This is a genomic window from Streptomyces sp. HD (assembly GCF_028369295.1).
Classification (GTDB): domain Bacteria; phylum Actinomycetota; class Actinomycetes; order Streptomycetales; family Streptomycetaceae; genus Streptomyces.
This window is the reverse complement of sequence record NZ_JAQMYP010000004.1, coordinates 24,947-50,729: the sequence shown is the minus strand read 5'-3', so window position 1 is coordinate 50,729 and position 25,783 is coordinate 24,947. Positions and strand designations below refer to the sequence as shown.

21 protein-coding genes are annotated in these 25,783 nt (G+C 71.9%); 5 read left to right on the top strand and 16 right to left on the bottom strand.

The window, feature by feature from the left end:
• Window positions 1-12: 12 nt before the first annotated feature.
• A complete protein-coding gene (ggt, locus tag POF73_RS05115) occupies window positions 13-1,812 on the bottom strand; it encodes a gamma-glutamyltransferase (protein WP_272113247.1) in 1,800 nt (599 codons plus the stop codon).
• Window positions 1,813-1,929: 117 nt separating this feature from the next.
• On the opposite strand from ggt, the gene POF73_RS05110 reads away from it, so the two are divergent.
• Together POF73_RS05110 and POF73_RS05105 are read left to right on the top strand one after the other, a co-directional pair.
• The gene (locus tag POF73_RS05110; RefSeq protein ID WP_272113246.1) at window positions 1,930-2,688 is read left to right on the top strand and encodes a hypothetical protein; all 759 of its coding nucleotides are present in this window, start codon (window positions 1,930-1,932) and stop codon (window positions 2,686-2,688) included.
• A gap of 116 nt (window positions 2,689-2,804) precedes the next feature.
• On the top strand, window positions 2,805-4,373 hold the full coding sequence (locus POF73_RS05105; RefSeq protein WP_272113245.1) for a CocE/NonD family hydrolase: 1,569 nt from the start codon (window positions 2,805-2,807) through the stop codon (window positions 4,371-4,373).
• 224 nt (window positions 4,374-4,597) lie between these two features.
• On the opposite strand, the gene POF73_RS05100 is transcribed toward POF73_RS05105, so the two are convergent.
• Complete coding sequence (locus POF73_RS05100) at window positions 4,598-5,341, bottom strand: amino acid ABC transporter ATP-binding protein (protein WP_272113244.1); 744 nt, start codon at window positions 5,339-5,341, stop codon at window positions 4,598-4,600.
• 136 nt (window positions 5,342-5,477) lie between these two features.
• Window positions 5,478-5,885, bottom strand: a complete 408-nt coding sequence (locus tag POF73_RS05095) for a DUF6278 family protein (protein ID WP_272113243.1) — start codon at window positions 5,883-5,885, stop codon at window positions 5,478-5,480.
• 183 nt (window positions 5,886-6,068) lie between these two features.
• Between POF73_RS05095 and POF73_RS05090 the strand changes: the two genes are divergently transcribed.
• Window positions 6,069-7,835, top strand: a complete 1,767-nt coding sequence (locus tag POF73_RS05090) for an SGNH/GDSL hydrolase family protein (RefSeq protein ID WP_272113242.1) — start codon at window positions 6,069-6,071, stop codon at window positions 7,833-7,835.
• A gap of 18 nt (window positions 7,836-7,853) precedes the next feature.
• Here POF73_RS05090 and POF73_RS05085 read toward each other — a convergent pair whose 3' ends face one another.
• The 9 genes from POF73_RS05085 to POF73_RS05045 all read right to left on the bottom strand — a co-directional run bounded on the left by POF73_RS05085 (window position 7,854) and on the right by POF73_RS05045 (window position 20,358).
• Entirely contained in the window at window positions 7,854-8,633 is a 780-nt protein-coding gene (locus POF73_RS05085) for an exodeoxyribonuclease III (RefSeq protein ID WP_272113241.1), read from the bottom strand.
• Between the two features lie 56 nt (window positions 8,634-8,689).
• On the bottom strand, window positions 8,690-9,325 hold the full coding sequence (locus POF73_RS05080) for an MBL fold metallo-hydrolase (RefSeq protein ID WP_272113240.1): 636 nt from the start codon (window positions 9,323-9,325) through the stop codon (window positions 8,690-8,692).
• A 97-nt stretch (window positions 9,326-9,422) separates the two neighbouring features.
• The gene (pcaDC, locus tag POF73_RS05075; protein ID WP_272113239.1) at window positions 9,423-10,724 is read right to left on the bottom strand and encodes a bifunctional 3-oxoadipate enol-lactonase/4-carboxymuconolactone decarboxylase PcaDC; all 1,302 of its coding nucleotides are present in this window, start codon (window positions 10,722-10,724) and stop codon (window positions 9,423-9,425) included.
• 116 nt (window positions 10,725-10,840) lie between these two features.
• The gene (locus tag POF73_RS05070; protein WP_272113238.1) at window positions 10,841-11,194 is read right to left on the bottom strand and encodes a hypothetical protein; all 354 of its coding nucleotides are present in this window, start codon (window positions 11,192-11,194) and stop codon (window positions 10,841-10,843) included.
• A 793-nt stretch (window positions 11,195-11,987) separates the two neighbouring features.
• Complete coding sequence (locus POF73_RS05065; RefSeq protein WP_443049424.1) at window positions 11,988-13,478, bottom strand: SWIM zinc finger family protein; 1,491 nt, start codon at window positions 13,476-13,478, stop codon at window positions 11,988-11,990.
• 1,181 nt (window positions 13,479-14,659) lie between these two features.
• Window positions 14,660-17,497 carry a DEAD/DEAH box helicase gene (locus POF73_RS05060; protein ID WP_272113236.1) on the bottom strand — a complete coding sequence of 946 codons (2,838 nt, stop codon included), beginning with the start codon at window positions 17,495-17,497 and terminating at the stop codon, window positions 14,660-14,662.
• 137 nt (window positions 17,498-17,634) lie between these two features.
• Entirely contained in the window at window positions 17,635-18,222 is a 588-nt protein-coding gene (locus POF73_RS05055; protein WP_272113235.1) for a sugar kinase, read from the bottom strand.
• A complete protein-coding gene (locus POF73_RS05050) occupies window positions 18,219-19,385 on the bottom strand; it encodes an ROK family glucokinase (RefSeq protein WP_272113234.1) in 1,167 nt (388 codons plus the stop codon). The genes POF73_RS05055 and POF73_RS05050 overlap by 4 nt, the downstream gene beginning before the upstream one ends.
• A 235-nt stretch (window positions 19,386-19,620) precedes the next feature.
• The gene (locus POF73_RS05045) at window positions 19,621-20,358 is read right to left on the bottom strand and encodes a GntR family transcriptional regulator (RefSeq protein WP_272113478.1); all 738 of its coding nucleotides are present in this window, start codon (window positions 20,356-20,358) and stop codon (window positions 19,621-19,623) included.
• A 129-nt stretch (window positions 20,359-20,487) separates the two neighbouring features.
• On the opposite strand from POF73_RS05045, the gene POF73_RS05040 reads away from it, so the two are divergent.
• Window positions 20,488-21,510 carry a Gfo/Idh/MocA family protein gene (locus POF73_RS05040; RefSeq protein WP_272113232.1) on the top strand — a complete coding sequence of 341 codons (1,023 nt, stop codon included), beginning with the start codon at window positions 20,488-20,490 and terminating at the stop codon, window positions 21,508-21,510.
• Window positions 21,511-21,524: 14 nt separating this feature from the next.
• Here POF73_RS05040 and POF73_RS05035 read toward each other — a convergent pair whose 3' ends face one another.
• From POF73_RS05035 to POF73_RS05025, 3 genes are all read right to left on the bottom strand, one after another.
• Complete coding sequence (locus POF73_RS05035) at window positions 21,525-22,703, bottom strand: cytochrome P450 family protein (RefSeq protein ID WP_272113231.1); 1,179 nt, start codon at window positions 22,701-22,703, stop codon at window positions 21,525-21,527.
• A gap of 62 nt (window positions 22,704-22,765) precedes the next feature.
• On the bottom strand, window positions 22,766-23,446 hold the full coding sequence (locus POF73_RS05030) for a response regulator transcription factor (protein ID WP_272113230.1): 681 nt from the start codon (window positions 23,444-23,446) through the stop codon (window positions 22,766-22,768).
• A 186-nt stretch (window positions 23,447-23,632) separates the two neighbouring features.
• Window positions 23,633-24,889: a sensor histidine kinase gene (locus POF73_RS05025; protein WP_443049422.1), complete on the bottom strand. Its 1,257-nt coding sequence runs from the start codon at window positions 24,887-24,889 to the stop codon at window positions 23,633-23,635.
• Between the two features lie 169 nt (window positions 24,890-25,058).
• On the opposite strand from POF73_RS05025, the gene POF73_RS05020 reads away from it, so the two are divergent.
• The gene (locus POF73_RS05020; protein WP_272113227.1) at window positions 25,059-25,259 is read left to right on the top strand and encodes a hypothetical protein; all 201 of its coding nucleotides are present in this window, start codon (window positions 25,059-25,061) and stop codon (window positions 25,257-25,259) included.
• 38 nt (window positions 25,260-25,297) lie between these two features.
• Here the strand turns inward: POF73_RS05020 and POF73_RS05015 are convergent, their stop codons facing one another.
• Window positions 25,298-25,684 carry a ribonuclease domain-containing protein gene (locus tag POF73_RS05015; protein ID WP_272113226.1) on the bottom strand — a complete coding sequence of 129 codons (387 nt, stop codon included), beginning with the start codon at window positions 25,682-25,684 and terminating at the stop codon, window positions 25,298-25,300.
• Window positions 25,685-25,783: the final 99 nt, after the last annotated feature.

Below are 25,783 nucleotides of genomic sequence, written 5' to 3'. Positions count from 1 at the left end.
GGTGGTGGGACGCTACGACGCCGGCCGCACCACCATCGCCGAGCCGCCGCCCCGCCGTACCTTCTCGGCGGCGGCCAGCCACTTGCCGTTCGGCAGCCGCTGTACGCCGGTGGCCGCGCCGATCTCGGGGTTCTGCCGGAAGCCGTGCCCGATCGCTTCCAGCTGTGCCTTCAACGGACTGTTCCACAGGCCCGGTTCGAGCTCGGTGGTGGTCTGGTTGCGCTGGCTGGCGCGTGGCGCGGCGATCGCGTCGACCAGCGGCAGGCCTCGGTCGAGGAACCCGGTCAGCGTCTGCAGCACGGTCGTGATGATGGTGGCGCCGCCCGGCGAACCGAGCGCCACGACGGGCTTGCCGTGCCGGTCGAGCACGATCGTCGGCGACATCGACGACCGCGGCCGCTTGCCCGGGCCGGGCAGGTTCGGGTCATGGACGGACGGGCTGGCCGGGGTGAAGGAGAAGTCCGTCAGCTCGTTGTTGAGGATGAAGCCACGGCCCGGGACGGTGATCCCGCTGCCGCCGGTCTGCTCGATGGTGAGGGTGTACGAGACGACGTTGCCCCACTTGTCGGCCACCGTGAGATGGGTGGTGCTGTCGCCCTCGTACGTCGTCGGGGCCGCCGTGCCACTGGCGTCGCAGGCCGCCGGGTTGCGCGGGTCGCCCGGCGCGACCGGGCTGGTCAGCACCGCGTCGTCCTTGATCAGGCACTCCCGCGAGTCGGCGTACCGCTGCGAGAGCAGCTCCTTCGTCGGTACGTCCTCGAAGGCGGGGTCGCCGACCCAGCGCCCGCGATCGGCGAACGCGATCCGGCTGGCCTCGATGTAGCGGTGCAGGTACTGGACGTCGCTCGCCTTCGACAGGTCCGTGTGCTCCAGGATGTTGAGGGCCTCGCCGACGGTGGTGCCGCCGGAGGAGGAGGGCGCCATGGCATAGACGTCGAGTCCGCGGTACGACGTCCTCGTGGGCGCCTGCGACTTGGTGCGGTAGGTCGCCAGGTCCTTGGCGGACAGGTCGCCGGGGCGGGCCTTCCAGCCGGAACCGGGGTCCACGGGCGGGTGGTTGACCGTGTCGACGATGTCCTCGGCGAGGTCGCCCCGGTACAGCGCGCCCACCCCCTTCTCCGCCAGCTCCGCGTAGGTGCGGGCGAGGTCGGGGTTCTTGAAAGTGGAGCCGACGACGGGGAGGGCACCGCCCGGGAGGAACAGCTTCGCGGTGTCCGGGAAGTAGCGGAACCGGGTCTCGTTGGCGGCGGTCTGCGAGCGGAAGGTGTCGTCCACGGTGAAGCCGTCCCGGGCGAGCCGCTCGGCGGGCTGCAGCAGGGTGCCGAGCCGCTTGCTCCCCCACTTGTCCAGCGCCTTCTGCCAGGTGGCGGGGGTGCCCGGGGTTCCGACGCTCAGACCGCTGCTGACGGCATCGGCGAACGGGATCGCCGTGCCGTTCTCCACGAACAGGTCGGAGTCGGCGGTCAGCGGCGCGGTCTCACGTCCGTCGATGGTGCGCACCGTACGGGACTTGGCGTCGTAGTAGACGAAGTAGCCGCCTCCGCCGATGCCGGCCGAGTAGGGCTCGGTGACGCCGAGCGCGGCGGCCGTGGCCACGGCGGCGTCGACGGCGTTGCCGCCCTTGCGCAGTACCTCGATGCCCGCGGCCGTGGCGTCGGGGTCGACGCTGGCGACGGCTCCGCCGTAGCCGACGGCCACGGGGACCTTCTCGGCGGGGCTGCTCTGTGCGGCGGGCGGCGCCGCCGCTCCCACCGACACCATGGCGGCCGTTACCGCCAGGACCGACAGTTTCCGCGCGACAGGGCGACGCATCCGCACCTCCAGTCAGGGACCGTTCGCGCAGCCTATTCGATCGGCATGCCCTCGTCAGGTGGGCACGGACACCTGTCTCGAACAACGGTTTGCGTTCGCCCGCTAGCATGCGCGCCCATGAATGACGACGTACGCAACATCGTCCTGGGCGTGGTCGCGGCCGGCATCAGTGCCACGCTCGGCTGGCTGGCCCGCACCTACCTGTGGAAGCGCCGGCTGCGCCGCAAGCAGGCGTTCTTCGGACTGCCCGACAACGCCGAGTCCCTGCTGGTGGTGAACCGCGGGGCCGGCGGACCCGAGCTGACGGTGATGCGTTACGACGTGTTCGCGCTGCTCGAACTGGCCGCCCTGATCAAGGACTGCAACGCCCACGCCCAGATCATTCCGCACGACGCGGCCCGCCAGGGCTTCGGTGAGCGCACCGAGTTCTGTGTCGGCGGCCCGGCGTCGAACCGCCGTATGACGGCCCACCTCGCCTCCCTGCTGCCCGGTGTGCGGGTGAACGTCGACGCCGAACCCGGCCCGGACCGGGGCGCCTTCCAGATCGGCTCCGAGCGCTACCGGGTGGAGGTCGGCAAGGAGGAGTACGCGCTGCTCGCCCGGCTCACCGTCGGCGACAGCCGGAGCACCCGGCCGGTCTTCCTGTTCTGCGGGCAGACCGCCATCACCAACCAGGCCGTCACCCGCTACCTCGCCCGCAACCATGAGCGACTGGCCCGCAAGCACGGCAACAACACCTTCGCGCTGCTGCTGAAGGTGGTCAACTCGCAGGCCTACGGGCCGGATGTGGTGGAGCTGGTCGCGGATGTCACCCGGGCGGCGCAGACACCGGCGCCGACACCCGCGGCTCCCCGCAACAGCCATCGAGCCTCCTGAGGTACATCACATTCCGGTAATCGTTACTGGCACGTAACTTACCGACGGGTTACTTGCGGTAAGGGGCCACGGTTACCGTCGGGTCACTTTGCACTGACACGAGTAGGGAGTGACCCGTGGGACACCCTCGCAAGGCCCTGCGTACGACCGCCGTGGGCGCCGTCTCCGCGACCCTGATCGCCGGTAGCGCCCTCGGGGCCGCCCCCGTCGCCCAAGCGGCCTCGAACGACGTCCGTTTCGTGGACATCACCGGCGACGGCGGCACCACCCTCAAGGCCAACGTCATCACTCCGGCCGACGCCGACGGCACCCGCCGCTACCCGCTCCTGGTGCTGCCCACGAGCTGGGGCCTGCCCCAGGTCGAGTACTTCGCGCAGGCCCAGAAGCTCGCGGACTCGGGCTATGTCGTGGTCAGTTACAACGTGCGCGGCTTCTGGCAGTCGGGCGGCGAGATAGAAGTGGCCGGCCCGCCCGACACAGCCGACGCGTCCAAGGTCATCGACTGGGCGCTCGCCAACACCCCCGCCGACGCACAGCACGTGGGCATGGCGGGCGTCTCGTACGGCGCCGGCATCAGCCTGCTGACCGCCGCGCACGACAAACGCGTCAGGGCGGTCGCCTCCCTCAGCGGCTGGGCCGACCTGATCGACTCGATCTACTCCGGCCGCACCCAGCACGTCCAGGCGGCCGCCCTGCTCGACGGCGCGGGCCTCGTCACCGGCCGGCAGAGCGCCGAACTCCGGCAGATCTTCGACGACCTCTACGCCTCCAACCTGTCCAAGGAACAGGACATGATCAACTGGGGGAAGAAACGTTCGGCCGCAACTTACGTGGACCAACTCAACAAGAGCGGCGCCGCGGTCATGATGGCCAACGCCTGGGGCGACACGGTCTTCCCGCCCAACCAGTACGCGGACTTCTACGAGAAGCTGACCGTCCCCAAGCGGCTGGAGTTCCGGCCCGGCGACCACGCCACCGCCGAACTGACCGGGCTGTTCGGCCTGCCCAACGACGTCTGGACGGACACCGAGCGCTGGTTCGACCACTACCTCAAGGGCGAGAGCAACGGCATCGACAGCCAGCTGCCCGTCCAGCTCAAGTCCCGCTCCACGGGCGGCTACGAGGGCTACCCGGACTGGAAGTCGGTCGGCGCGACGAACCGGAAGATCGCCCTCGCGGGCTCGACCACCATCCACACCAACGTCAACTCGGGGGCGGACGGCGGGGTCGTCCTCCTGTCCAGCATCCTCGACCAGGTGGCCCAGCTGCCGCCGGTGGCCTCGATCCCGCTGATCCCCCGGTACTGGGCCGGCGTATGGAAGTCGGAGAAGTACGCCACCGCCCAACGCGTGCGCGGCACGGCCAAGTTGCACACCACGCTGACCCCGACCAAGGAGAGCGGCACCCTCGTCGCCTACCTCTACGACGTGGGCCCGCTCGGCCTCGGCAAGCTGGTCAGCAACGCGCCGTACACCTTCCACGGACGTACACCCGGAAAGCCGTTCACCGTAGACCTGGAGCTGTACTCCACGGCCTACGACGTCCCGGCAGGGCACCGACTCGCCCTGGTCGTCGACACGGTCGACCCGCTCTACATCGAGCACAACCCGTCCGGCGCACGGCTGACCTTCTCCTCACCGGCGAACGACCCGTCGTACGTGTCGATCCCACTGCGCGAGCAGTGATCTCCGGCCGGCGCCGGGCGGGTATGGCTCTATGACTGCTGCCCCCAGCTGCCCCTGGTCCCAGGGGCGGTGGGGGGATCCCCACCCGGCAGCAGCGTCCCTGGTCGTGGCCGGGGCCACCGCCACGGCCTTGGGGACGGACGGACCATCGTAGTCGAGGTCGGACACGGCGAGGATTCGGGCGTGGAAAACGCCGTCGGTCTCGGCATGGTCGTGCTCTCCGCTCAGTGATGGAGGATCTTCGACAGGAAGTCCCTGGCACGCTCGCTGCTGGGGTTGGTGAAGAACTCTTCGGGGCTGCGGTCCTCGACGATGCGGCCGTCGGCCATGAACACGACGCGGTTGGCGGCCGAGCGGGCGAAGCCCATCTCATGGGTGACGACGATCATCGTCATGCCGTCCTCGGCAAGCTGACGCATCACCTCCAGAACCTCGTTGATCATCTCGGGGTCGAGCGCGGAGGTGGGCTCGTCGAACAGCATCGCCTTGGGGCCCATGGCGAGAGCCCGGGCGATCGCCACACGCTGCTGCTGGCCGCCGGAGAGCTGCGCCGGGTACTTGTCCGCCTGGTCGGCCACGCCGACGCGCTGGAGGAGCTCGTGGGAGCGTTTGTCGGCGTCCTCCTTCTTGCGGCCGCGGACCTTGACCTGCCCCAGCGAGACGTTCTGCAGGACCGTCTTGTGGGCGAAGAGGTTGAACGCCTGGAAGACCATGCCGACTTCGGCACGCAGCCGGGCCAGCGCCTTGCCCTCCTCGGGCAGCGGCTGTCCGTCGAGCAGGATCGTGCCGGACTGGATGGTCTCCAGCCGGTTGATGGCCCGGCACAGCGTCGACTTCCCGGACCCCGAGGGGCCGATGACGACGACCACCTCCCCCTTGCCGACGGTGAGGTTGATCTCCTGCAGAACGTGCAGGTCACCGAAGTACTTGTTGACGTCACGCAGCTCGATCAGTGGTTCGCCAGCCATGCCCAGCCCCAGTCGCATTCAGCTGTGTAGCGGTTGCCGCAACCTATCCGGGCAGGAGTTTACTTAACGCACGACACGCACTTTTCGGACATAAGCCGTATTTACGCCGTTTTTATGTCAAATAAAATCCATGACGTCACGCCTCCGCGACTTCCGCGTACAGCTGCGACAGCTCGGGCACCCCGTTCGAGGCCCACTCCCGCCCCGAGGTCACGACGTCGAACTCCCGCCCGGAGGCGAGCCGCACCACCGGCCGGCCGTCCGGCCAGAGCCTCCAGGCCGCCCCGGGCACGGTCCGCACGATGACGGTGCCGAGATACAGACCGGCGTCCGTGCCCAGCCAGGGCAGGACCTCCTCGTCGTCCCGCCAGCGCGGCAGCAGCTGGTCGAGCGCCTCCAACGAGGCCGCGGAGTCGTCGAGTCGGATCCCCGCCCGGGACGCGTGGGAACGCAGGAGTTCGCACTCGGAGAGCAGTTCGGCGATGCCCTCGGCGTCGGGGGCCCCGCGCTTCTCGGGCCGGTGGCCCAGAAAAGGGATCTTCATACGCCAAGCGTGTCATTCGTACCGGCGTACGCACCACAGGCGCGCGGACGGACGATTCGGGTCGAGTTCCCGCCGACTTCGGGCATGTCTCGTTGACGCGCCCCACGTGCCTCTCTACCTTCGCGATGCGTCTTTCGTCTCGTCGTGAACGGTCGTGCGCTGCGTGAACGAGAGGAGTCGGCCGTGCGCCGATGTGTGTGGGGTTCCACCGTTGTCCTCGCCCTGTTCGCCACCCTGGTGCCGACCGGCTCGGCACACGCCGCCCCCGGAGCGAGAGCCGAGCCGCTCCCGCTGGAGCGGCTCTTCGACAACACCGCGGTGAGCCACGATGCCCGGCCGGGCGGTGCCGACTTCGACGGTTCGGGCGGTTCCCTCTCCGCGCAGGACCTCACGGCCGCGGGCTGGACCCCCGGCCGCACGCTCACCCTGCAGGGCGCCCGGCTGACCTGGCCGAAGCGGCGGCCGGGCGAGCCGGACAACGTCCTGGCCGACGGCCAGTCCGTGCGCCTGCGCGGGCACGGCGACGCGCTCGCCTTCCTGGTGGCGGGCACGGGCGGCAGACAGGCCGGCGGACGGGGAACGGTCGTGTACCGCAACGGCACCCGCTCCACGTACGTCCTCACCGCACCCGACTGGCGCACCGGCCCGCTCGCCACCAAGGCGGTGGCCCTGCCGCACATCAACACCCCGGGCGGCCAACTCGCCGAGCGGGCACGGCTGTACGTCATGACCGTGCCGCTGGTCGCGGGGCGCGAAGTCGCCTCGGTACGGCTGCCGCGCGCACCCGGGCTGCATGTGTTCGCGGCGGCGGTGCGGGCCGCGGCCCGCGGCTGGACCGGAAGTTGGGCCACCGCGACCGGCGGCCATCCGACCGTGGGGCCGTGGACCGACCGGACGCTGCGGCTGGTGGTGCACACCTCGGCGGGCGGGCCGCGGGTGCGGCTGCGGTTCGACAACACCTTCGCGGCGGGGCCGGTGCGGATCGGGAGCGCCACGGTGGCGGTGCAGGAGGCGGGCGCGGCGGCACGCGGCACACCGGTCGCGGTGGCCTTCCGGGGTGCCGCGGGCGTCGATATCCCGGCCGGCGCGCAGGCGTACAGCGATCCGCTCGACTTCGTGGTGCCCGCCGACACCAATCTGCTGGTCAGCTTCCATCTGCCGCGGACCGTACCGGCGGCACCCGTGCACCGGCTGGCGCAGCAGCGGTCGTATGTGAGCGGACCGGGCGACCACACGGCGGACGGCTCCGCGGCGCCGTACGGCACTCTCCTGACCAGCTGGCCGCTGCTGACGGGTGTCGACGTGGGCGGCGGGCCGGGGTCCGTGGTGCTGCTCGGGGACTCGATCACCGACGGCGACAAGTCCACGACGGACGCCAACCGGCGGTGGCCCAATGTGCTGGCCACACGGCTGCTGGACCAGAGTGCGGTCCCGCACTACGGAGTGCTCAACCAGGGGATCTCGGGCAACCGTGTGGTCCTCGACCGCTATCCCGGGGACGGGGTGTCGACGGACACGGCCGGGGTGAGTGCCCTGCACCGGTTCGACCGGGACGTCCTGGCTCAGACATCGGTGCGTACGGCCGTCGTGTTCGAGGGCATCAACGATGTGCGGTGGCAGACCACGGCCGAGCAGGTCGTCGCGGGGCTGCGTGAGATCGCCGGCCGGGGACACGCCCGCGGGCTGCGGATGCTGGCGGCGACGATCCTGCCCTGCGAGGGGGAGGCGCGGTGCACACCGGCCGTCGATGCCGAGCGGGTCGAGATCAACACCTGGATCCGTACGGCGGGGGTGTTCGACGGCGTGCTCGACTTCGACGCCGTGATCCGGGACCCGGCACGCCCGTCCCGGATGCTCCCCGCGTTCGACAGCGGGGACCATCTGCATCCGGGCGACACGGGGCTCGCCGCGCTGGCCGATTCGGTGGATCTGCGGAAGTTGGTCCGGTGACGCCCTGAGCCCTGCCGGCTAGACGTCCAGGTCCACGACCACCGGTGCGTGGTCCGACGCGCCCTTGCCCTTGCGCTCCTCGCGGTCCACGTAGGAGTCGGTGACGGCCTTGGCGAACGGCTCGTTGCCGTAGACCAGGTCGATGCGCATGCCGCGGTTCTTGGGGAAGCAGAGCTGGCGGTAGTCCCAGTAGGTGTACGGGTGGTCGTACTTGAGGGGGCGCGGGACCACGTCGGACAGGCCGGACTCGCGCAGGGCGGCCAGGGCGGCGCGCTCGGCGGGGGTGACATGGGTGAGGCCCTCGAAGGCGGCCAGGTCGTAGACGTCGTCGTCGGTCGGCGCCACGTTGTAGTCGCCCAGCACCGCGAACGGGCGGCTGCCGCCCGCGTCGCCCGCGACGGCCGCCTTGAGAGCCTCGAACCACTGGAGCTTGTAGGCGTAGTGGGGGTGGTCCACCTCACGGCCGTTCGGTACGTACACCGACCAGACGCGGATCGGGCCGCAGGTCGCGGAGATGGCGCGGGGCTCCTCGACGCCGTCGTAGCCGGGGTCGCCGGGCAGGCCCTTGACGACGTCCTTGAGGCCCACGCGGGAGAGCACCGCCACGCCGTTCCACCGCCCGGTGGCGTTGACCGCCGCCTCGTAGCCGAGGTCGCGCAGCGGGTCGATCGGGAACTGGTCCTCGGCGACCTTGGCCTCCTGGAGGCACAGCACGTCGGTGCCGCTGCTCTCCAGCCAGGCCAGGAGCCTCGGCAGGCGTGCGGTGATCGAGTTCACGTTCCAGGTCGCGATGCGCATGCCTCACAACCTACCGGGCGGGTACGACAGTCCGGTCCCGCCCGGGGTGGGGCCGCTCACACCTCCGCCGAGTCCCCCGGCGTCAGACGCAGGTGCTCCGAGCCGCCCAGGCCACCGATCTGGCGGTCGTAGATCGGCCGGGCCAGGTCGGTGAGCAGGGCGTCGTGGATGTCGTAGGCGCGCTGCGGCTTGACCTCGCGTACGTAGTCGATGACCTCCGAGATCTTGTTCCAGGGGGCCATGACCGGCAGCATCAGCGTCTCCACCGGGTGGTCGGGCACGGTGAGGGCGTCGCCGGGGTGGAACACCCTGCCGCCGTCGACGAGATAGCCGACGTTGGTGATGCGCGGGATGTCCGGGTGGATGACGGCGTGCAGTTCGCCGTGGACCTGGACGTCGAAGCCGGCGGCGGTGAAGGTGTCGCCGTGGCCGACGGTGTGCACCCGGCCCGGGAAGGCCGCCGAGATCTGCTCCGCGACGGAGGCGAGGGTCCAGATCCGCGCGGCCGGGTTGGCCTCCATGGCGGCCCTCAGCCGCGACTCGTCGAAGTGGTCGGGATGCTCGTGAGTGACGAGGATCGCATCCGCGCCGAGGGCGGCGTCGTCCTCGCTGAACCCCCCGGGGTCGAGGACGAGCGTCTGCCCGTCCTTCTCCAGCCGGATGCAGGCGTGCGACTTCTTCGTGAGCTTCATGGCACCATCCTGCCTCCGCCGACGGGTGGAGGGGCGGCTCAGCGTGGTGCCGTCGGCACCTGGCTGACGATCACTCCGGTCGACACGTGGCAGGCGGTCACTCCGTGGGAGTCGTCTCCTCCCGGATGACCTGCTGGGCGACCTTGAACGCGCTGTTCGCCGCCGGTACGCCGCAGTAGACGGCGGCCTGGAGCAGTACTTCCCTGATCTCGCCCGGGGTGAGGCCGTTGCGCAGGGCGGCACGGGTGTGGAAGGCGAGCTCGTCCATGTGGCCGCCCGCGACCAGGGCGGTGAGGGTGACACAGCTGCGGGAGCGCCGGTCGAGGCCCGGTCTGTCCCAGATCTCGCCCCAGGCGTACCGGGTGATGAACTCCTGGAAGTCCCCCGAGAACTCGTCCGCCTGCGCCAGCGCCCGGTCGACGTGTGCGTCGCCGAGCACCTCGCGGCGGACCTTGAGGCCGGCCTCGTACGGGTCCGGCCGGCCCGTCGTCGCCTGTACCGGTATGGCGGCCGGGGCTATCTCGGCGACGGGTGCGGGCTGCGGGGGCGCGGCGGCCAGGACCGGCTTGGGCGGGGCGGCGACGATGGCCATCTGGCCGGTGTTGGTGTCGTAGGCGGGCTGCCAGGCGGTGGAGAAGTGCCGAACCAGCAGGTCGGTGACGGCGGCGGGCTGTTCGACCGGGACGAGGTGGGAGGCGCCGGGCACGACGGCGAGGCGGGCGTCCGGTATCCCGGCGACCAGGGTGCGGGCCTCGGCGGGGCCGGTGACCTGGTCGTCGGAGCCGACGAGGACGAGGGTGGGCACGGTGACGCCGCCCAGCTGGGGCCGTACGTCGAAGGAGGCGAGTGCCTCGCAGGCGGCGATGTAGCAGCCGGGGTCGGTGGTGCGCACCATCTGCACGGCCCACTCGGTGATGGCGGGCTGGGCGGCGGCGAAGCCGGAGGTGAACCAGCGGTCCGGCGAGGTACGGGCGATGGGGTCGAGGCCGTTGGTGCGCACGATCACCCCCCGCTGGCGGAACTCGTCGGCCGTGCCGAAACGGGGCGAGGCGGCGATCAGGGCGAGCGAGGCGACGCGCTCGGGGTGGCGCAGGGCGAGCTCGATGCCGAGGGCGCCGCCGAGCGCGCAGCCCGCGTAGCCGAAGCGCTGGACGCCGAGGCCGTCGAGGGTGGCCAGCAGCCGCTCGGCGAGTTCGCCGACCGAGCCCGCCGGGTACGCGGGCGCGCCGCCGTGCCCAGGCAGGTCGAACCGGAAGACCCGCCACTGCTGGGCCAGCTCGGGGACCTGCCGGTCCCACATGTGCCACGTCGTCCCGAGCGAGGGGCCGAGGATGAGCACCGGGGCGTCTTCCGGGCCGTCGAAGCGGTACTGGAGGGCAGGGGTCTTCGTCTCACTCACCGCTCCACGCTAACGTCCGGATCCGAACACCGGCCCCGGGGACCCCACGTCCCCACACCTGGCTCCCGCAGATCAGCGGGGAACTCTCACACCGCCTTCACGGGTCGCGGGCGCGGTCAGCCCCGGAGGACGACCCCGAAGCGGGTGCGCATCCGATGCAGCTCCCACAGCGAGACGACGGTCACCGAGAGCGGTCCGCCCAGCAGGGAGCAGAACTGGAAGACCGGCGGGTCCTTCGGCATGCCGCTGTCGATCAGGTTGAAGACCGCGAGCACCCAGACCAGCACCCCGGTGATCACGGGCGGCAGCATCGGGTGGACGTGGGCGGTGTTGAAGGCGCTGCGGGCCGAGTACAGCGACGCCATGAAGAAGAAGGGGAACCCCCACACGATCACGACCAGGGACGCGAGGGCGATCGCATAGCCGAGCCAGTCCCCTGCGGTTGTCGAGTGCGCTCTGGGCCGCCGCATAGAGGACCCCTGCGATGACCACCACCGTCAGCACGTACCAGCCGACCGCCTTGAGCGGGGCGTGGAGCCGGGAGCGCAGCTGCGGTCGTGCGTGCGCAGGCGCGTAGAGGATGAACCCAAGGATGACCAGCGGGCCGGTGAGGATCAGCAGGACCGGGGTGATGATCAGATTGGCGACGCTGCCCGTCCCCGCGTCCTCCCAGCGGTCCGCGTCGACGCCGTACATGAGGACCAGTGCGAGGGTCGCGACGATGCCGAGCACCGTGCGGGCGAGTTGGACGCGGTCCACGGTGCGGTCCTCGATCCGGCCGTGGCCCTCCTGCACGAAGAGCCTCGTGGCGACGCGGTGCGCGGAGCGGATGACGGCGACGGCGAGGAAGGCGGGTGAGACGTACCAGAGGCAACCGCGGCGGCGCGCGACGGGAACGGGCGCGCCGGGCTGAGGGCCGTAGGGGTACGGATGAGGGTTCGGGTACGGGCCCTGGTCGGGGTACGGGCCCGGGTTCGGATTGGGTGCGGGTGGGCCGTAGGGGCCGCCGGTGGCGGGCCCCTGGGGGCCGTTGGCGCTCGGCCCGTACGGGGCGCCCCAGCCCCGGTCCAGTCCACCCGGTCCGTCGCCGCCGGGCTGTCCCGCACCCCATCCCCCCGTTGCCACGCTTTCCCTGTTCGTTTTCGGCCAGTTGCTGTGTCACCCGGCGACGTCGCGGCAGTGCAATCGCTCGTGGGACGGTTGAGTGTCGGCTTCCACATCAGTGGCCCAACCGCGGTTACCGGCCACGGCACTTGGGGCGGGTCAGCCTTCCGTCGAGGTGCCTATGCCGGTCAGGGCGCCGACCGGGTCGAGGTCGGGGGTGCCTCGGGGCCACCAGTCGTCGTGGCCGGGCTCCGATTCGTACGGGTACCAGAGGCCGTCGCGGCCGAGGCGGAGCTGGACATGACCGCGGGGGTGGGTGAGGTGGTTGCGCCAGGGGCGGAAGGCGGGGAGGTCGGCGGCGAGGAGAAGGGGGCGGGCCCGGTCGAAGCGGCCGGCCGGTGGGTCCCACGGTTCTTCGAGGACGGCCAGACCCTCCGGGCCACCCTGACGCCAGGCGGCGACGGCACGGGCCAGCTCAGCCGTGGTGCGGTCGGCGGCGGAGGCGAGGGAGGAGTACAGGGCGCGGGTGGATGCGGTGAGGCCGGAACCGGGGCGGGCGGCGGCGAGTCGTACCGCGTCCTGCCACAGGGTCAGTTCGGCGACCGGGTCCCTGCCGGTGCCGAGCAGGGCGTGGGCGCGGGCGGCTGCATCGGTCGCCAACTGGTCCAGCGCGAAGGGGTCGGGGCCGCCCGGGGCCGCCGGGTAGACCGGGGGCTGCTCGGGGTGGGCGGGCACGGGCAACGGCGCCGGGAGGGGCGGGAGTCCGCGCTGCGGCGCGAGGGCGTCGGTGGCCCGTACGCCCGGGAGGGGCGCCGCTCCCTGCGCCTGCGCGGCACGGGCGGCGCGGGCGGCGTTACGGCGGGAGAGGGCGTCCAGCAGCCCGCGTTCGCCTCGGCCGCGCAGCAGGAGCAGGACGAACGGGTCGGCGTCCAGCAGGCGTGCGGTCTGGTAGCAGAGCGCGGCGGCGTGCTTGCAGGGGTGGCCGCGGTCGGGGCAGCTGCACTGCGGGTCGAGATCGCCGGGGCCGGGCAACAGGGGGACGCCGCAGTCGGCGAGGGACTGGGGCAGCTCCTTGTCGAGCAACGCGGCGATGTGTCCCGGCCGGTCGGCCGCGGCGTCCAGGAACCGGGCCCAGTCGTCGTCGCCGAGCGTCCGCAGCCGTACCTGTACGCGGTACGGCCGCGGCCGGCTGCCCCGCACATACGCCAGCACGAGCCCCGGCGTCACGGTGATGGCGTCGACATGCCCCTCCTGCGCGTAACCCCGCCCACGCGCCAGCCGCTTGGGGTCGAGGGCACCCTCTTCCAGGGCGGTCACCCAGGCGTTGCCCCACCATGTTTCGGCGAACCGGGCGTCGCCGCCGGAGGGGCGGGGGGCGAAGGCGGGGAAGGTACGACGGAGTTCACCGTCCCGGCCGGGGGACGCCATGGAGTGCGGGACCTGGGGGGTGGCGGGGATGGCGGAGGTGGCGGAGGTGGGTGAGCGATCGCTGCCGGGTCGTGCCGAGGGCGGCGCTGTGGGTGGTTCTCCCTTGGGGGAACCGGGGTCGGTGGTCGGCGGAGACGCCGTGGTCTCCGTCTCCGTCTCCGGGACAGGCATCTCCGGGGAGGACACTTCCGGCTCACCCTCGTGAGGCGAGTCCGAGGGCATCCGGAAGGCACCGGCGAGCAACCCCCGTACGTCACGGACCCGCAGGCTGTCGGCACGCTCGGCCAGACCGCGTCGGCTCAGGGAATCGGCCGGAGTGAGCCGGGTCCCGGACTCGGTCGGTGCGCGTCGGCTCCCGGACTCGGTCGGTGCGCGTCGGCGTGACCGTCTGGTGCTCTCGGACGCCCGGCCGGCTTCCTCCTCCTGGGCCCGCCGCCGCTCCCCCAGGGCTGCGCGCAGTGCTTCACGGGCAGCGTCGGCGGGGCGTGACTCTCGGCGGGCGGGCTCGGGTTCGGGCGCCTCGGGGACGGATCCCGCCTCTGCACCGGGCCGATCCGCGTCCGCGTCCGCGTCTGCGTCTGCGTCTGCGGCAAGGGACGTCGCACGCCGCAGCGCCGCGCGGGCAGCATCACCAGGACGGGCACCGGGGCGATTGTGCCCACCCCTTGCCAACTCCTTGCCCGCAGAAGCTCCCTGTTCCGAATCCCGCCCTTCCGAGTCCCGCCCCTTCGAGTCCCGCCCCTTCGAGTCCCGCCCCTCCGAGTTCCGCCCCTCCGAATCCCGCCCCTTCGAATCCCGCCCCTCCGAATCCCGCCCCTTCGAGTCCCGCCCTTCCGAGTTCCGCCCCTTCGAGTCCCGCCCCTCCGAGGCGGCCGCCGCCGGATCCGGCCCCTCCGCCCCTGATGGCGCTGAACTCAGCTCTTCAGACGCCGTCGACGCCGAACTCAGCCCCTCCGTTACCGCCGACGCCGACTCCCGCCCGCCAGGCACCGCCACCGCCGAATCCCGCCCGCCGGACACCGCCCCCGCCGCCCCCTGCTGCACCGCTCCCGGAGACACCGCCCCACGCTCTGCCTCCCCCGAAGCCCCCACCCCACGCACGGCCGCCCCAGAAGACCCCACTCCACGCACGGCCGCCCGAGAAGACCCCGCCCCACGCTCAGCCGCCCTCCGCGCCCTGGAACTGCCCCCGGCGTTCCTCCCCAGCCCTTCCTGCCCCTCCCGCCGTTCCCGAGCAGCCCGCAGTGCCCGGCGTGCCGCGTCTGCCGGTCGGGGCTCGGGCTCCTCCTGTCGGCCCGGGGTGTCCACGGTCGGCGTGAGGTCCGTGTGGTGCTCGTCCGCGGTCACGTCCGTCTCCTCACCCGCCGCAGTCCGCCGCTCCTCCGGCCCAGGCCCCGGCCCCGTCATGGCTCCCTCCGCAACGACACCAGGTCGGACAGCTCACGGCCCGTCAGTTCGGTGAGGGCCGATTCGCCGGAGCCGAGGATCGCGTCGGCCAGGGCCCGCTTGGACTCCAGCATCTCCGCGATGCGGTCCTCGACCGTGCCCTCGGTGATGAGGCGGTGGACCTGGACGGGCTGGGTCTGGCCGATGCGGTAGGCGCGGTCCGTGGCCTGTTCCTCCACGGCCGGGTTCCACCAGCGGTCGAAGTGGACGACATGGCCGGCGCGGGTCAGGTTCAGGCCGGTGCCCGCCGCCTTCAGGGACAGGACCAGGACCGGCGTCGTACCGCTCTGGAAGCGGTCCACCATGCGTTCGCGGTCGGGGACCGGTGTGCCGCCATGGAGCAGCTCCACCGGGACCGCCCGGGCCGCGAGATGGGAGGCGATCAGGCGGGCCATCCCCACATACTGCGTGAAGACCAGCGCCGAGCCGTCCTCGGCCAGCAGCGTGTCCAGCAGTTCGTCCAGCAGCGTCAACTTGCCCGAGCGGACGGCCAGTCGCTCGGTCGCCGCCGTCTCCTCCTTCAGGTACAGCGCCGGGTGGTCGCAGATCTGCTTCAGGGAGGTGAGGAGCTTCAGGACCAGCCCCCTGCGTGCCATGCCCTCCGCCGTCTCGATGGCGTACAGCGACTCCCGCACCACCGCCTCGTAGAGCGCCGCCTGTTCGCGGGTGAGCGGCACCGGGTGGTCCGTCTCCGTCTTGGGCGGCAGCTCCGGGACGATCCCCGGGTCGGACTTCTTGCGGCGCAGGAGGAACGGCCGGACCAGGCGTGCCAGCCGGCTCACCGCCTCCTCGTCCTCGCCGTTCTCCACCGCGCGCGCGTGCCGGGCGCGGAAGGACTTCAGGGGGCCGAGCAGGCCCGGTGTCGTCCAGTCGAGGAGGGCCCAGAGCTCGGAGAGGTTGTTCTCGACCGGGGTCCCGGTCAGCGCCACGCGTGCGGGCGTCGGGATCGTACGCAGCGCCTTCGCGGTCGCCGAGTACGGGTTCTTGACGTGCTGGGCCTCGTCGGCGACGACCATGCCCCAGGTGTGCTGGGCCAGTGCCGGTGCCGCCGACCGCATCGTGCCGTACGTCGTGAGGACGAAGCCGCCGTCCGCGTCCTCCAGGGTGCGGTCCGGGCCGTGGAAGCGGCGGACGGGGACGCCAGGCGCGAAACGGGTGATCTCCCGCTGCCAGTTGCCCAGCAGGGACGCCGGGCAGACCACCAGGGTCGGGGCCGGCCGGGCGCGCTTCAGGTGGAGAGCGATGACCGTGATCGTCTTGCCGAGTCCCATGTCGTCGGCGAGGCAGCCGCCGAGGCCCAGGGACGTCATGAGGTCCAGCCAGGCCAGGCCCCGCAGTTGGTAGTCGCGCAGGGTGGCCCGCAGGCCCGGTGGCGGCTCGGCCGGCCGTACCCCCGCCGTCAGACGGTCCCGCAGCGCCGCCAGTGCGCCGACCGGCACCGCCTCGACCGTCTCGCCGTCGACCTCCGCGCTGCCGGTGAGGGCGACGGAGAGCGCGTCGACCGGGTCGAGCAGGCCCAGTTCGCGTTTGCGGGCCTTGCGGACGAGCGCCGGGTCGACCAGCACCCAGCGGTCCCGGAGCCTCACGACCGGGCGGTGGGCCTCGGCGAGCGCGTCCATCTCGCCCTCGGTGAGCGGGTCGCCGCCGATCGCCAACTGCCAGCGGAACTGGAGCAGTTCCTCGCCCTCGAAGAACCCGGTGCCATCGGTCGCCGAGCCCGGCGCGGGCCGTACGATCGCGGCCGCGCTGAGGTCCTGCGCCAGGTCCCGGGGCCAGTGCACCGCCACCCCGGCCGCCGCGAGCCGGGTCGCCGCCACGCCCAGCAGGTCGCCCAACTCCTCGTCTGACAGGGCCAGCACGTCGGGCACGTCCTGCTCGGACAGCCGGTCCAGCGGCGCCCACACCCGCGCCGCGCGCCGTACCGCCAGCGCCGCGTCCACCCGCGCGCGTGGCCCGAACGCCGCGTCCGCCTCCCCGGACCACAGGGCCGCCACGTCGGCCACCAGGGTGGGGTCGGCGAGGCTGTGCACCTGGACGATGGCCGCGCCGGCGCTGCGTACGCCGTCGTCGCGGTCGTCGAAGAGGGCGTGGGCCGACAGGTCCAGGCGCAGCGAGATCCGCACGCCCGCGTCCATGCCGGCGGCGACCTCGGCCGCCCAGTCGTGGGCGTCGGGCAGACGCTGGGGCTCGCGCGCGGCGAAGGGCCTGCCCGAGGCGTGGGGTGCGGCGGGGGTGCGGGGCAGGGTGTCGGCGACCGCGTCCAGGAAGGAGCGCATCAGCGCCTCCGGCTCGGGCAGCCGCAGCGGTCCCGGGCCGGTCAGTGGCACTGCATGGCCTTCGTACGGCAGGGCCGCGGCGATCGCTCGCAGGTGCGCGATGTCGTCCGGGTCGAGCGGGCCGGCCCGCCAGGCGTCGTGGCCGGTGGGGGTCAGGCCGGGCAGCAGCCGGCCGCGCGCGGTGAGCCGCAGCGCGTGCAGCGCGGCGGCGCCCCAGCAGGCCGTGGCGGGGTGTGCGGCCGGGTCGCGCCGGGCGCGCACGAGCAGCGGCAGTGCCTCGCCGAGCGGCAACGACAGCGCGGGGGTGGTCCTGCGGCGGACGCCGGCGCCATGCCGTCGTACGACAGTGAGGTCCGTGGCCCCTTCGGGCAGCGGGCCGTCCTGCGGATCCCAGAAGGCGACGCGTCCCTCGCGCGGGAGGGGCGCGGGCAGGAAGACGGCCGCGAGCCGGACGGGGACGGTCTCCCCCGCTCGCTCGGCCACCGCGGTGCCTCCGCCGGGCACGGCCCTGTCGTTCATACGTCCTGTCACCTCCCGCCCATGAGTCGGATCAACCGTCTTCGACTCTACGGGCGGGGTCTGACAATCGGCCCCGGCGACCGGCGCGGGCCGGGATCTCGGGCGGTCATCACGCGGCCGGCAGCCTCAGCCGGTCGTCAGGGGACCGTGCGCGAGACGACGTACACGAACGGATTCTCCGGGTCGGCCATGCTCACGACGACGTCGTGCGTGGGAGCCGGGTTCCTCTGCTCGTGGATGATGCCGTACCAGGGGCCGCCGGTGCCCTTCTTGAAGTCCCAGCCGGTGATCTTCTGGTCCCGGGCGCCGATGGCGATCTCGCCCGCCTTCAGGTCGTCCCGGTCGAGACCCATGGTCTCCAGGTAGGCATCCAGGTTCTCGTCGGTGGTCTGGAACTGGACGTAGAGCCGGCTGGTCCGCCAGTTGTTGGTCTCGTAGTACCCGACGTTGTACGACGGGACAGGGATCGTCACCTGGTAGACGCGGCGCTGCACCCTGGACGGCCAGTGCGGGCTGAGACCGGTCGCGGAGTACTTCTCCTCCTTGTCCTTGCCGCTCTCGCGGCTCTGGTTGGCGGAGATCACCAGATATCCGGCGGGTACGCCGATGAGCAGCACGATGATGAGCAGAGTGAGCGCCCTGCGGCGGATCATGTGGCGCCGGTCCTCGGTCGGCTGCTGCGGCTCGTCCGGGGAATCTGCCTGGCGGGGTACGGTCACGGTCACGCCGACCCCTGCGATCGGCGGGCCTCGGCGAACCGCGCGTAGCGCTCGTAGCGCTCGACCCGGCGCCGGTTGGCGCGGCGGAAGCGGCGGGCGACCAGGCGGGCCAGGTCCGCGGCGCCGACCATGCCGGCCTCGGGGCCGAGCTGGGCCCGGGTGATGCGGGCCTCGGGGCGGTAGCCGCGGCCGGTGAGCTGACGCTTGAAGGCGTCCCGCGCGGGGCCGATCAGCAGTTCGTCGGCGGCCGACACACCGCCGCCGATGACGAAGCAGGACGGGTCCAGGGCGGCCGCCAGGTTGGCGATGCCGACGCCGAGCCACTGCCCGATGTCCTGGAGCAGTTCGATGCACATCGCATCGCCGTCGCGGGCCAGCTCGGTGATCATCGGGCCGGTGATGTCGCCGATCTGGCCCTTGACGTGCTCGATGATCCCGTACGCCACCGGGGAGTCGGCGGCGGCCAGCTCCTTCGCCTCGCGCACCAGGGCGTTGCCGGAGCTGTACTGCTCCCAGCAGCCGCGGTTGCCGCACGGGCAGCGGTGACCGCCGGGGACGACCTGCATATGGCCGAACTCACCGGCGACGCCGTACTTGCCGCGCTTGACCTGGCCGTCCTCCAGGATCGCGCCGCCGATGCCGGTGCCCAGCGTGATCATGACGAGGTGGTCCTCGCCGCGGCCGGCGCCGAAGCGCCACTCGGCCCAGGCGGCTGCGTTGGCGTCGTTGTCGACCAGGACGGGCACGGCGAGCCGGCCGGCCAGGCGGTCGCGCAGGGGCTCGTTGCGCCAGGACAGGTGCGGGGCGAACAGCACGCGGTTGCGTTCGGCGTCGACCCAGCCGGCCGCGCCGATGCCGACGGCGTGCACGTCGTGCCGGTCGGACAGGTCCAGTACGAGCTCGACGATCGTGTCCTCGACGACCTTCGGGCTCTTGGACTTGTCCGGGGTCTCCGTGCGGAGCTTCTCCAGGATGTTGCCGTCGGCGTCTACGACGCCCGCCATCACCTTGGTGCCGCCGATGTCGATACCCACGGTGGGGACTCTGGGCGCCGACAGGTGTGAGCGGCGTTCCCGGGGGCCGACCGTGCGGAGGGCCGGCGCGCGGCGGGAGCCGATGGGGGCGCTGCCCGTCCGGACGGGGAAAGCGAGGTCGCGGTAGTTGCTCATCAGGGCCGATTGTGCCGCACGCTCACGCTGTGTGCCGAGCTGGGAAGCCATGGGGCGGTTGATCGGGGAGCTATGAGGTGGTTGGTGAGGTACGCCGCCTACAGGTCGTATGTGGCAGATCGCGCAGTTCCCCGCGCCCCTGGGGGCGTTGCAGTACAGGGCGTTTCATTGTCCTGACATTGCTACGTACCGGACGGTCCGTCGGCCCGGGACAGGCCCCTTGCGGGCTCGGCACTCATGGCCGCACGAGGAGCTGGAACTCGAACGAGTAGCGCGTCGGGCGGTACGTGTGTGTGCCGTACTCCACCGCCCGGCCCGTGTCGTCGAACGTCACGCGCTGCATAGTGAGCAGCGGGGCGCCCTCCTCCTCGGCGAGGCGTTCGGCCTCGGTGGCGGTGGCCGCACGGGCGCCAATGGTCTGGCGGGCGCTGTGCAGGGTGATTCCGGCGGCCCGCATCAGGCGGTAGAGGCCGGTGGCCTCCAGCTGGGCGGTGTCCAGGTCGATCAGGGCGGGCGGCAGGAAGTTGCACAGGTAAGCCATCGGCTCACCGTGCGCGAGGCGCAGCCGCTCGATGCGGTGTACGTCGCTGTCCTCGGCGACCCCGAGCGCGGCCGCGACCTCGGCCGACGCCGGGACGACGGTGTTGACGATCACCCTGGTCGCCGGGCGCTGGCCGGCCGACTCCAGGTCGTCGTAGAGGCTGCTGAGCTCCAGCGGCCGCTTGACCTGGCTGTGCACGACCTGCGTCCCGACGCCCCGGCGGCGCACCAGCAGGCCCTTGTCGACCAGTGACTGGATGGCCTGGCGGACGGTCGGCCGGGACAGGCCGAGGCGTGCGGCGAGTTCGATCTCGTTGCCCAGCAGGCTGCCGGGCGTGAGCGCTCCGTGCTCGATCGCGGCTTCGAGCTGCTGGGACAGCTGGAAGTACAAGGGCACCGGACTGCTCCGGTCCACGCTGAGCTCTAGTTCCACGGTCGGGTCCACTTCTGGTTTCGGCACGGCCTGACTGTAGCTCTACGCGTTGTTGACGGGAAGTCGTGTAGTTTGATTGTCCGGACATTTGCATTGACAGGGCGTGCACTGAACCCGCACTTTGTTTCCATGCGCATCGGGGTCATCGGTACGGGCCGCATCGGCACGATTCACGCCAACACGCTCAGCCGCCACCGCGACGTCGGCTCCCTGATCCTCACGGACGCGGACGCGTCGCGGGCCCAGGGACTGGCGCACCGGCTGGGCGAGACGGCGGCGCCCGGAGTGGACGAGATCTTCAAGTGGGGCGTGGACGCCGTGGTGATCACCACAGCGACGTCGGCACACGCCGAACTGATCGGTCGGGCAGCACGGTCCGGGCTCCCGGTGTTCTGCGAGAAGCCCATAGCGCTCGATCTGCCGGGCACCTTGCAGGCGATCGGCGAGGTGGAGACGGCCGGGACGATTCTGCAGATGGGCTTCCAGCGCCGCTTCGACGCGGGGTACGTGGGCGCGCGGGAGGCGGTGCGGTCCGGGCGGCTCGGGCGTTTGCACACCGTGCGGGCGCTGACCAGCGACCAGGCGCCGCCGCCGGTCGCGTGGCTGCCGCTGTCCGGCGGGCTGTACCGGGACACCCTGATCCACGACTTCGACATGCTGCGCTGGGTGACCGGGCGCGAGGTCGCCGACGTGTACGCGGCCGGGTCGGACGCCGGGCCGGTGATGTTCCGTGAGGCGGGCGACGTGGACACGGCGGCGGCGGTGCTCAGCCTGGACGACGGCACGCTCGCCACGGCCACGGCGACGCGGCTGAACGGCGCCGGGTACGACGTACGCATGGAGCTGGCCGGGGAGTTGGACCAGATCGTGGTCGGGCTGGACGACCGTACGCCGATCGCCTCCACCGAGCCGACCGGGCCGCCGGCGGCGGACAAGCCGTGGTCGGGGTACCTGGAGCGGTTCGGGCCGGCCTACGAGGCGGAGCTGAACGCGTTCGTGGAGGTCGTGCGCGGGGAGCGGGCCAACCCCTGCGACGGGCGGGAGGCCCTGCAGGCGCTGCGGATCTCGGAGGCGTGCGAGCTGTCGAGACGCGAGCGAAGACCGGTCGTGCTCGGCGAGCTTCCGGGCGGGGCCCAGACCACCGCACTGTGAAGGCGCCGGCGCGGCTACCAGCGCACCGGCAGGCTCCGCATCCCCCGTATCAGCACCCCCGGCATCCACTCCCCCGGTGGGCCGTCCAGCGCCAGGCCGGGCGCGCGCTCCAGGAGGGAGCGCAGGGCCGTGCGGGCCTCCAGGCGGGCCAGCGGAGCGCCCAGGCAGTAGTGGAGGCCGTGACCGAAGGCCAGGTGGCCCCGGGTGTCCCGGTGGATGTCGAAGGTGTCGGGGGCGGCATAGCGGGCGGCGTCCCGGTTCGCCGCCGTGAGACCCACCATCACCGCCTCGCCCTTCTCGATGTGGCTGCCGGCGATCTCCAGGGGCTCGGCGGCATAGCGGAACGTCGCCGTCTCCACCGGCCCCTCGTGGCGCAGCATCTCCTCGACCGCGCCGTCCAGGAGGGTCAGGTCGGCGCGCAGGGAGGCGAGTTGATCCGGGTGGGTGAGCAGGGCGTGGACGCCGCTGGTGATGAGGTTGACCGTGGTCTCGTGGCCGGCGATCAGCAGGATGAAGGCCATGCCCCGCAGTTCGTCCGGGGAGAGCCGGTCGCCGTCCTCGGCCGTGGTGCGGATCAGGTCGCTCAGCAGGTCACCGGTGGGCCCGGCGCACCTCTTGTCCTCGATCAGGTCGGTGAAGTACGCACCGAGGCCGGTGAAGGCGGCGACCTCACTGCCCGGACCGGTCGGCGCGATCGCCTCCGTCGACATCCTGCGGAACTCCACGCGGTCCATCTCGGGCACGCCCAGCAGCTCGCAGATGACGGTGAGCGGCAGTGGGTAGGCGAGTGACTCCACCAGGTCGGCGTGGCCCCGGGGCAGCACGGCGTCGAGCAGTTCGTCGGTGATCTGCTGGATCCTCGGCCGCAGCGCTTCCACGCGGCGCATGGTGAAGGCGCGCGCGATGAGTCCACGCAGTCGGGTGTGCTGGGGCGGATCGGTGGCCAGCAGGTTCTTCCCGATCATCTCCTCTTCGAGCGACTTCAGGCCGATCTTGGTGCCGTCCTTGGACAGCCGCTGATCGGCGAGCGCCGCGCGTGCCTCCTCGTGCCCGACGACGAGCCAGACCTCGGACTGCCAGTCGGGCAGCAGAACCCGGTGGACCGGACCCTGCTCGCGCAGGCGCGCGTACACAGGATGCGGATTCACCCGGAACCCGTCCCCGAACTCGCCCAGGTCGATCACTTCCGCCATGACGCTCCCCCTCCCCCGGCCCCTCCCACTCCCGTCACACCGAGAACGCACGGGAGTCCCGACTAGTGCCCGTCGCCGTCCGGTTCCTCCAGCAGTCCCGCGTCGTACGCCAACAGGGCGATCTGCACACGGTTGTTGAGGTCGAGCTTGGCCAGGACGCGGGAGACATGGGTCTTGACGGTGGCGACGCTCATGAACAGCTCGGCGGCGATGTCGGCGTTGGACAGACCCCGCCCCACCGCGACGGCGACCTCGCGCTCACGGTCGTTGAGGGCGGTGAGCCGCTCACGCGCGCGTGCGCGACGGGTGTCGGCGGCGGCGCCCGCCGCGTGGTTCATCAACTGGCGTGTCACGGTGGGCGACAGGACCGGGTCGCCGGCCGCGACGCGGCGCACGGCGTCGACGATCTCGGCGGGCGGGGTGTCCTTGAGGACGAAACCGGCGGCGCCCGCGCGCAGGGCGCGCAGTACCTGCTCGTCGGCGTGGAAGGTGGTCAGCAGCACGACCTGCGGGGCGTCCTTGCGGCCGCGCAGCCGTTCGGTTGCCGTGAGGCCGTCGACCGACGGCATCCTGATGTCCATCAGGACCACGTCCGGGCGGGCGCGGTCGACCAGTGTCTCGACCTCGGCGCCGTCGGCCGCCTCACCGACGATCTCGATGTCGTCGGCGCCGCCCAGCATGAAGGACAGGCCGGCCCTGACCAGCGGGTCGTCGTCGACGAGGAGGAGTCTGATCGCAGTCATGTCCCTCACGTAATCACGGTTGTACGGCGGGGAGGTGCCGGTCGGCGAGGAGTGGCCCTCGGGCGGCCGGTTCACTGCGTGACGCGCATCATGGCGCCGCACGCGCGCGCGGCGCCCGGAACGGTGGGTTCCGCAACGGCCCGCCCCAAGGCGCCCGTTGGCCTCGCACGGTCGGCTCTTCGGGTGTCACCCCCACGGCAGCCAGGCCCGCACCTCGAATCCCCCGTCAGCGGCCGGGCCGTGCTCCAGCCGGCCGCCGGTCAGCGTGGCCCGTTCGGTCAGGCCGATCAGGCCCTGTCCGGAGCCGGGGACATGGGGAACCTCGCCGTCGGGTGCGGGATTGCGCACCCCCACGGACAGGCCCTCGCCCGGCCCGCCGGTCACCGTGACCGTGACCTCCGTGCCGGGGGCGTGCTTGCGGGCGTTGGTCAGGCCCTCCTGGGCGATGCGGTAGGCGGTGCGGCCGACCGAGGCGGGCACGGCGGCGGGGTCGGTGACGCGCTGGTCGAGAGTGACCTTCATGCCGGCCTCGCGGGACTCGGTGACCAGCGCCTCCAGCGCGGCGAGGGTCGGCTGCGGACGGCCGGAGTCGTCGGGTTCGCCGGCCCGCAGGACGCCGATGATCTCCCGCAGGTCCTGGAGGGCCTCGTGGGCGCTCTCCCGGATGACGCCCGCCGCCCGCGCGATCTCCTCGCGGGGCGCGTCGGGCCGGAACTCCAGTGCGCCCGCGTGCACGCTGAGCAGCGTCAGCCGGTGGGCGAGGACGTCGTGCATCTCCCGGGCGATGGCCTCGCGGGCGAGCCGCTGTGCCTGCTCGGCCCGCAGACGCGCCTCCGTCTCGGCGCGCCGGGCCCGGTCGCGCAGGCTCAGCAAGAGCTGCCGTTTGGACCGGACGAACATGCCCCAGCCGACCACGGCGACGGTCAGCACGGCGGCCAGGACGAGCGCCCAGCCGTATGGCACATCGGGGTCGGGACGGAACCAGAAGTAGAGCGGGTTCAGGGCCAAGGACGCCCCGGCCATCCAGGCCACGTACCGGAAGGGCCGGTGCACGGCGAGAGTGAACATGGCGACGAGGAACGCGCCGCCCGAAGTGCTCGACACGGCACTGACCGGGACCATCGCGACGGCCAACCCGACCGGCCAGCGGCGCCGCAGCCAGACCGCGGCGCAGGAGAGCGCGCCCAGCAACTGGTCGAAGGCTGCGTAGCCCGGCGCAAGGTCCTCGCTCCTGAGCGCGTCCGCGGCCGTCAGCCCGATGAACACGGCCAGCAGGAAGCAGCAGAAGTCGACGACCCAGTCGCGCGCGGTGCGCCGGGGTCGTCGCCCGGAACGCCCGGGGTCGACTTCCAACTCCTTGACCAGGGCCGAGGGCAGCAGCCAGCGCCGCCCCGCGAACGCCTGCGGTACGGGCTCCGGCTCGTCATGACTCACGGTCGACAAATCTACGCAGTGCCGGCCTCCGGCGCGCCTTCACGGGCGAGATCGACGACCAAAGTCGCGGCATCCGAGACCTTGGTCGCCGCAGGCCATCCGGAATGTGGACTTCCGACGGACATGGCTCGCCCCGCGGCCGATTGGCGTGGGGGGTTCGCGGGGCGAGAGTCATGGCATGAAGCAGTTGCTTGAGTTTCTCGGTGTCCTCGCCCTGATCCAGGGCGTCGCGGGCCTGCTGAACGAGTTCACCGACTGGCACTGGGGTCTCGTCCAGCGGATCGGCTTCCTCGACGGCTTCGAGATCTACGTGAGCGTCACACTGCTCGTGCTGGCCTTCGCGCTGTTCGCCGTCGCCAGGAGCCAGAAGCCCGGCTGAGCTCGGGCGCTCGGCCGGGCTTCTGGCTGGTCGCGGGCTCAGCAGCCGTAGTTGACCAGGTCGAACGACTCGTAGTGGTCGGCCGTGTAGTAGTCCTCCTGGCTCTTCTCACCGGTCACGATGCGGCGCGCACCGCGTGTGGGGGAACCCGGCGTGATCACCGTGTACTCGTGGTAGTACCCGGACGACTGGCTCGGCAGGATGCCTTCCCGGTTCGAGAAGACGGTGCCGTCCTGGTCGTAGGGGAAGGGGCCGCCCTTCTCGATGAGGTCGAGCGTGTCGTGCGCCTGAGACGGCAGGGCGCTGTAGCAGATGCTGCCGACCGCGGCGGCCGCCGGGGTGGCAGTGACGGTGCCGCCGACGAGGAGGGCGGACAGGACGGCGGCTGCTGCGCCGATGCGGGTGATTCGTGGGGGGAATCTCATGGCTTCATGATGACGCGCGTAGACAGTGGCATGTCAATGTCAACGCTGGAGATTTTCCCGGCAAGTCCGATGAGTTTTCGGGAAGTTAACGTGCGCCTC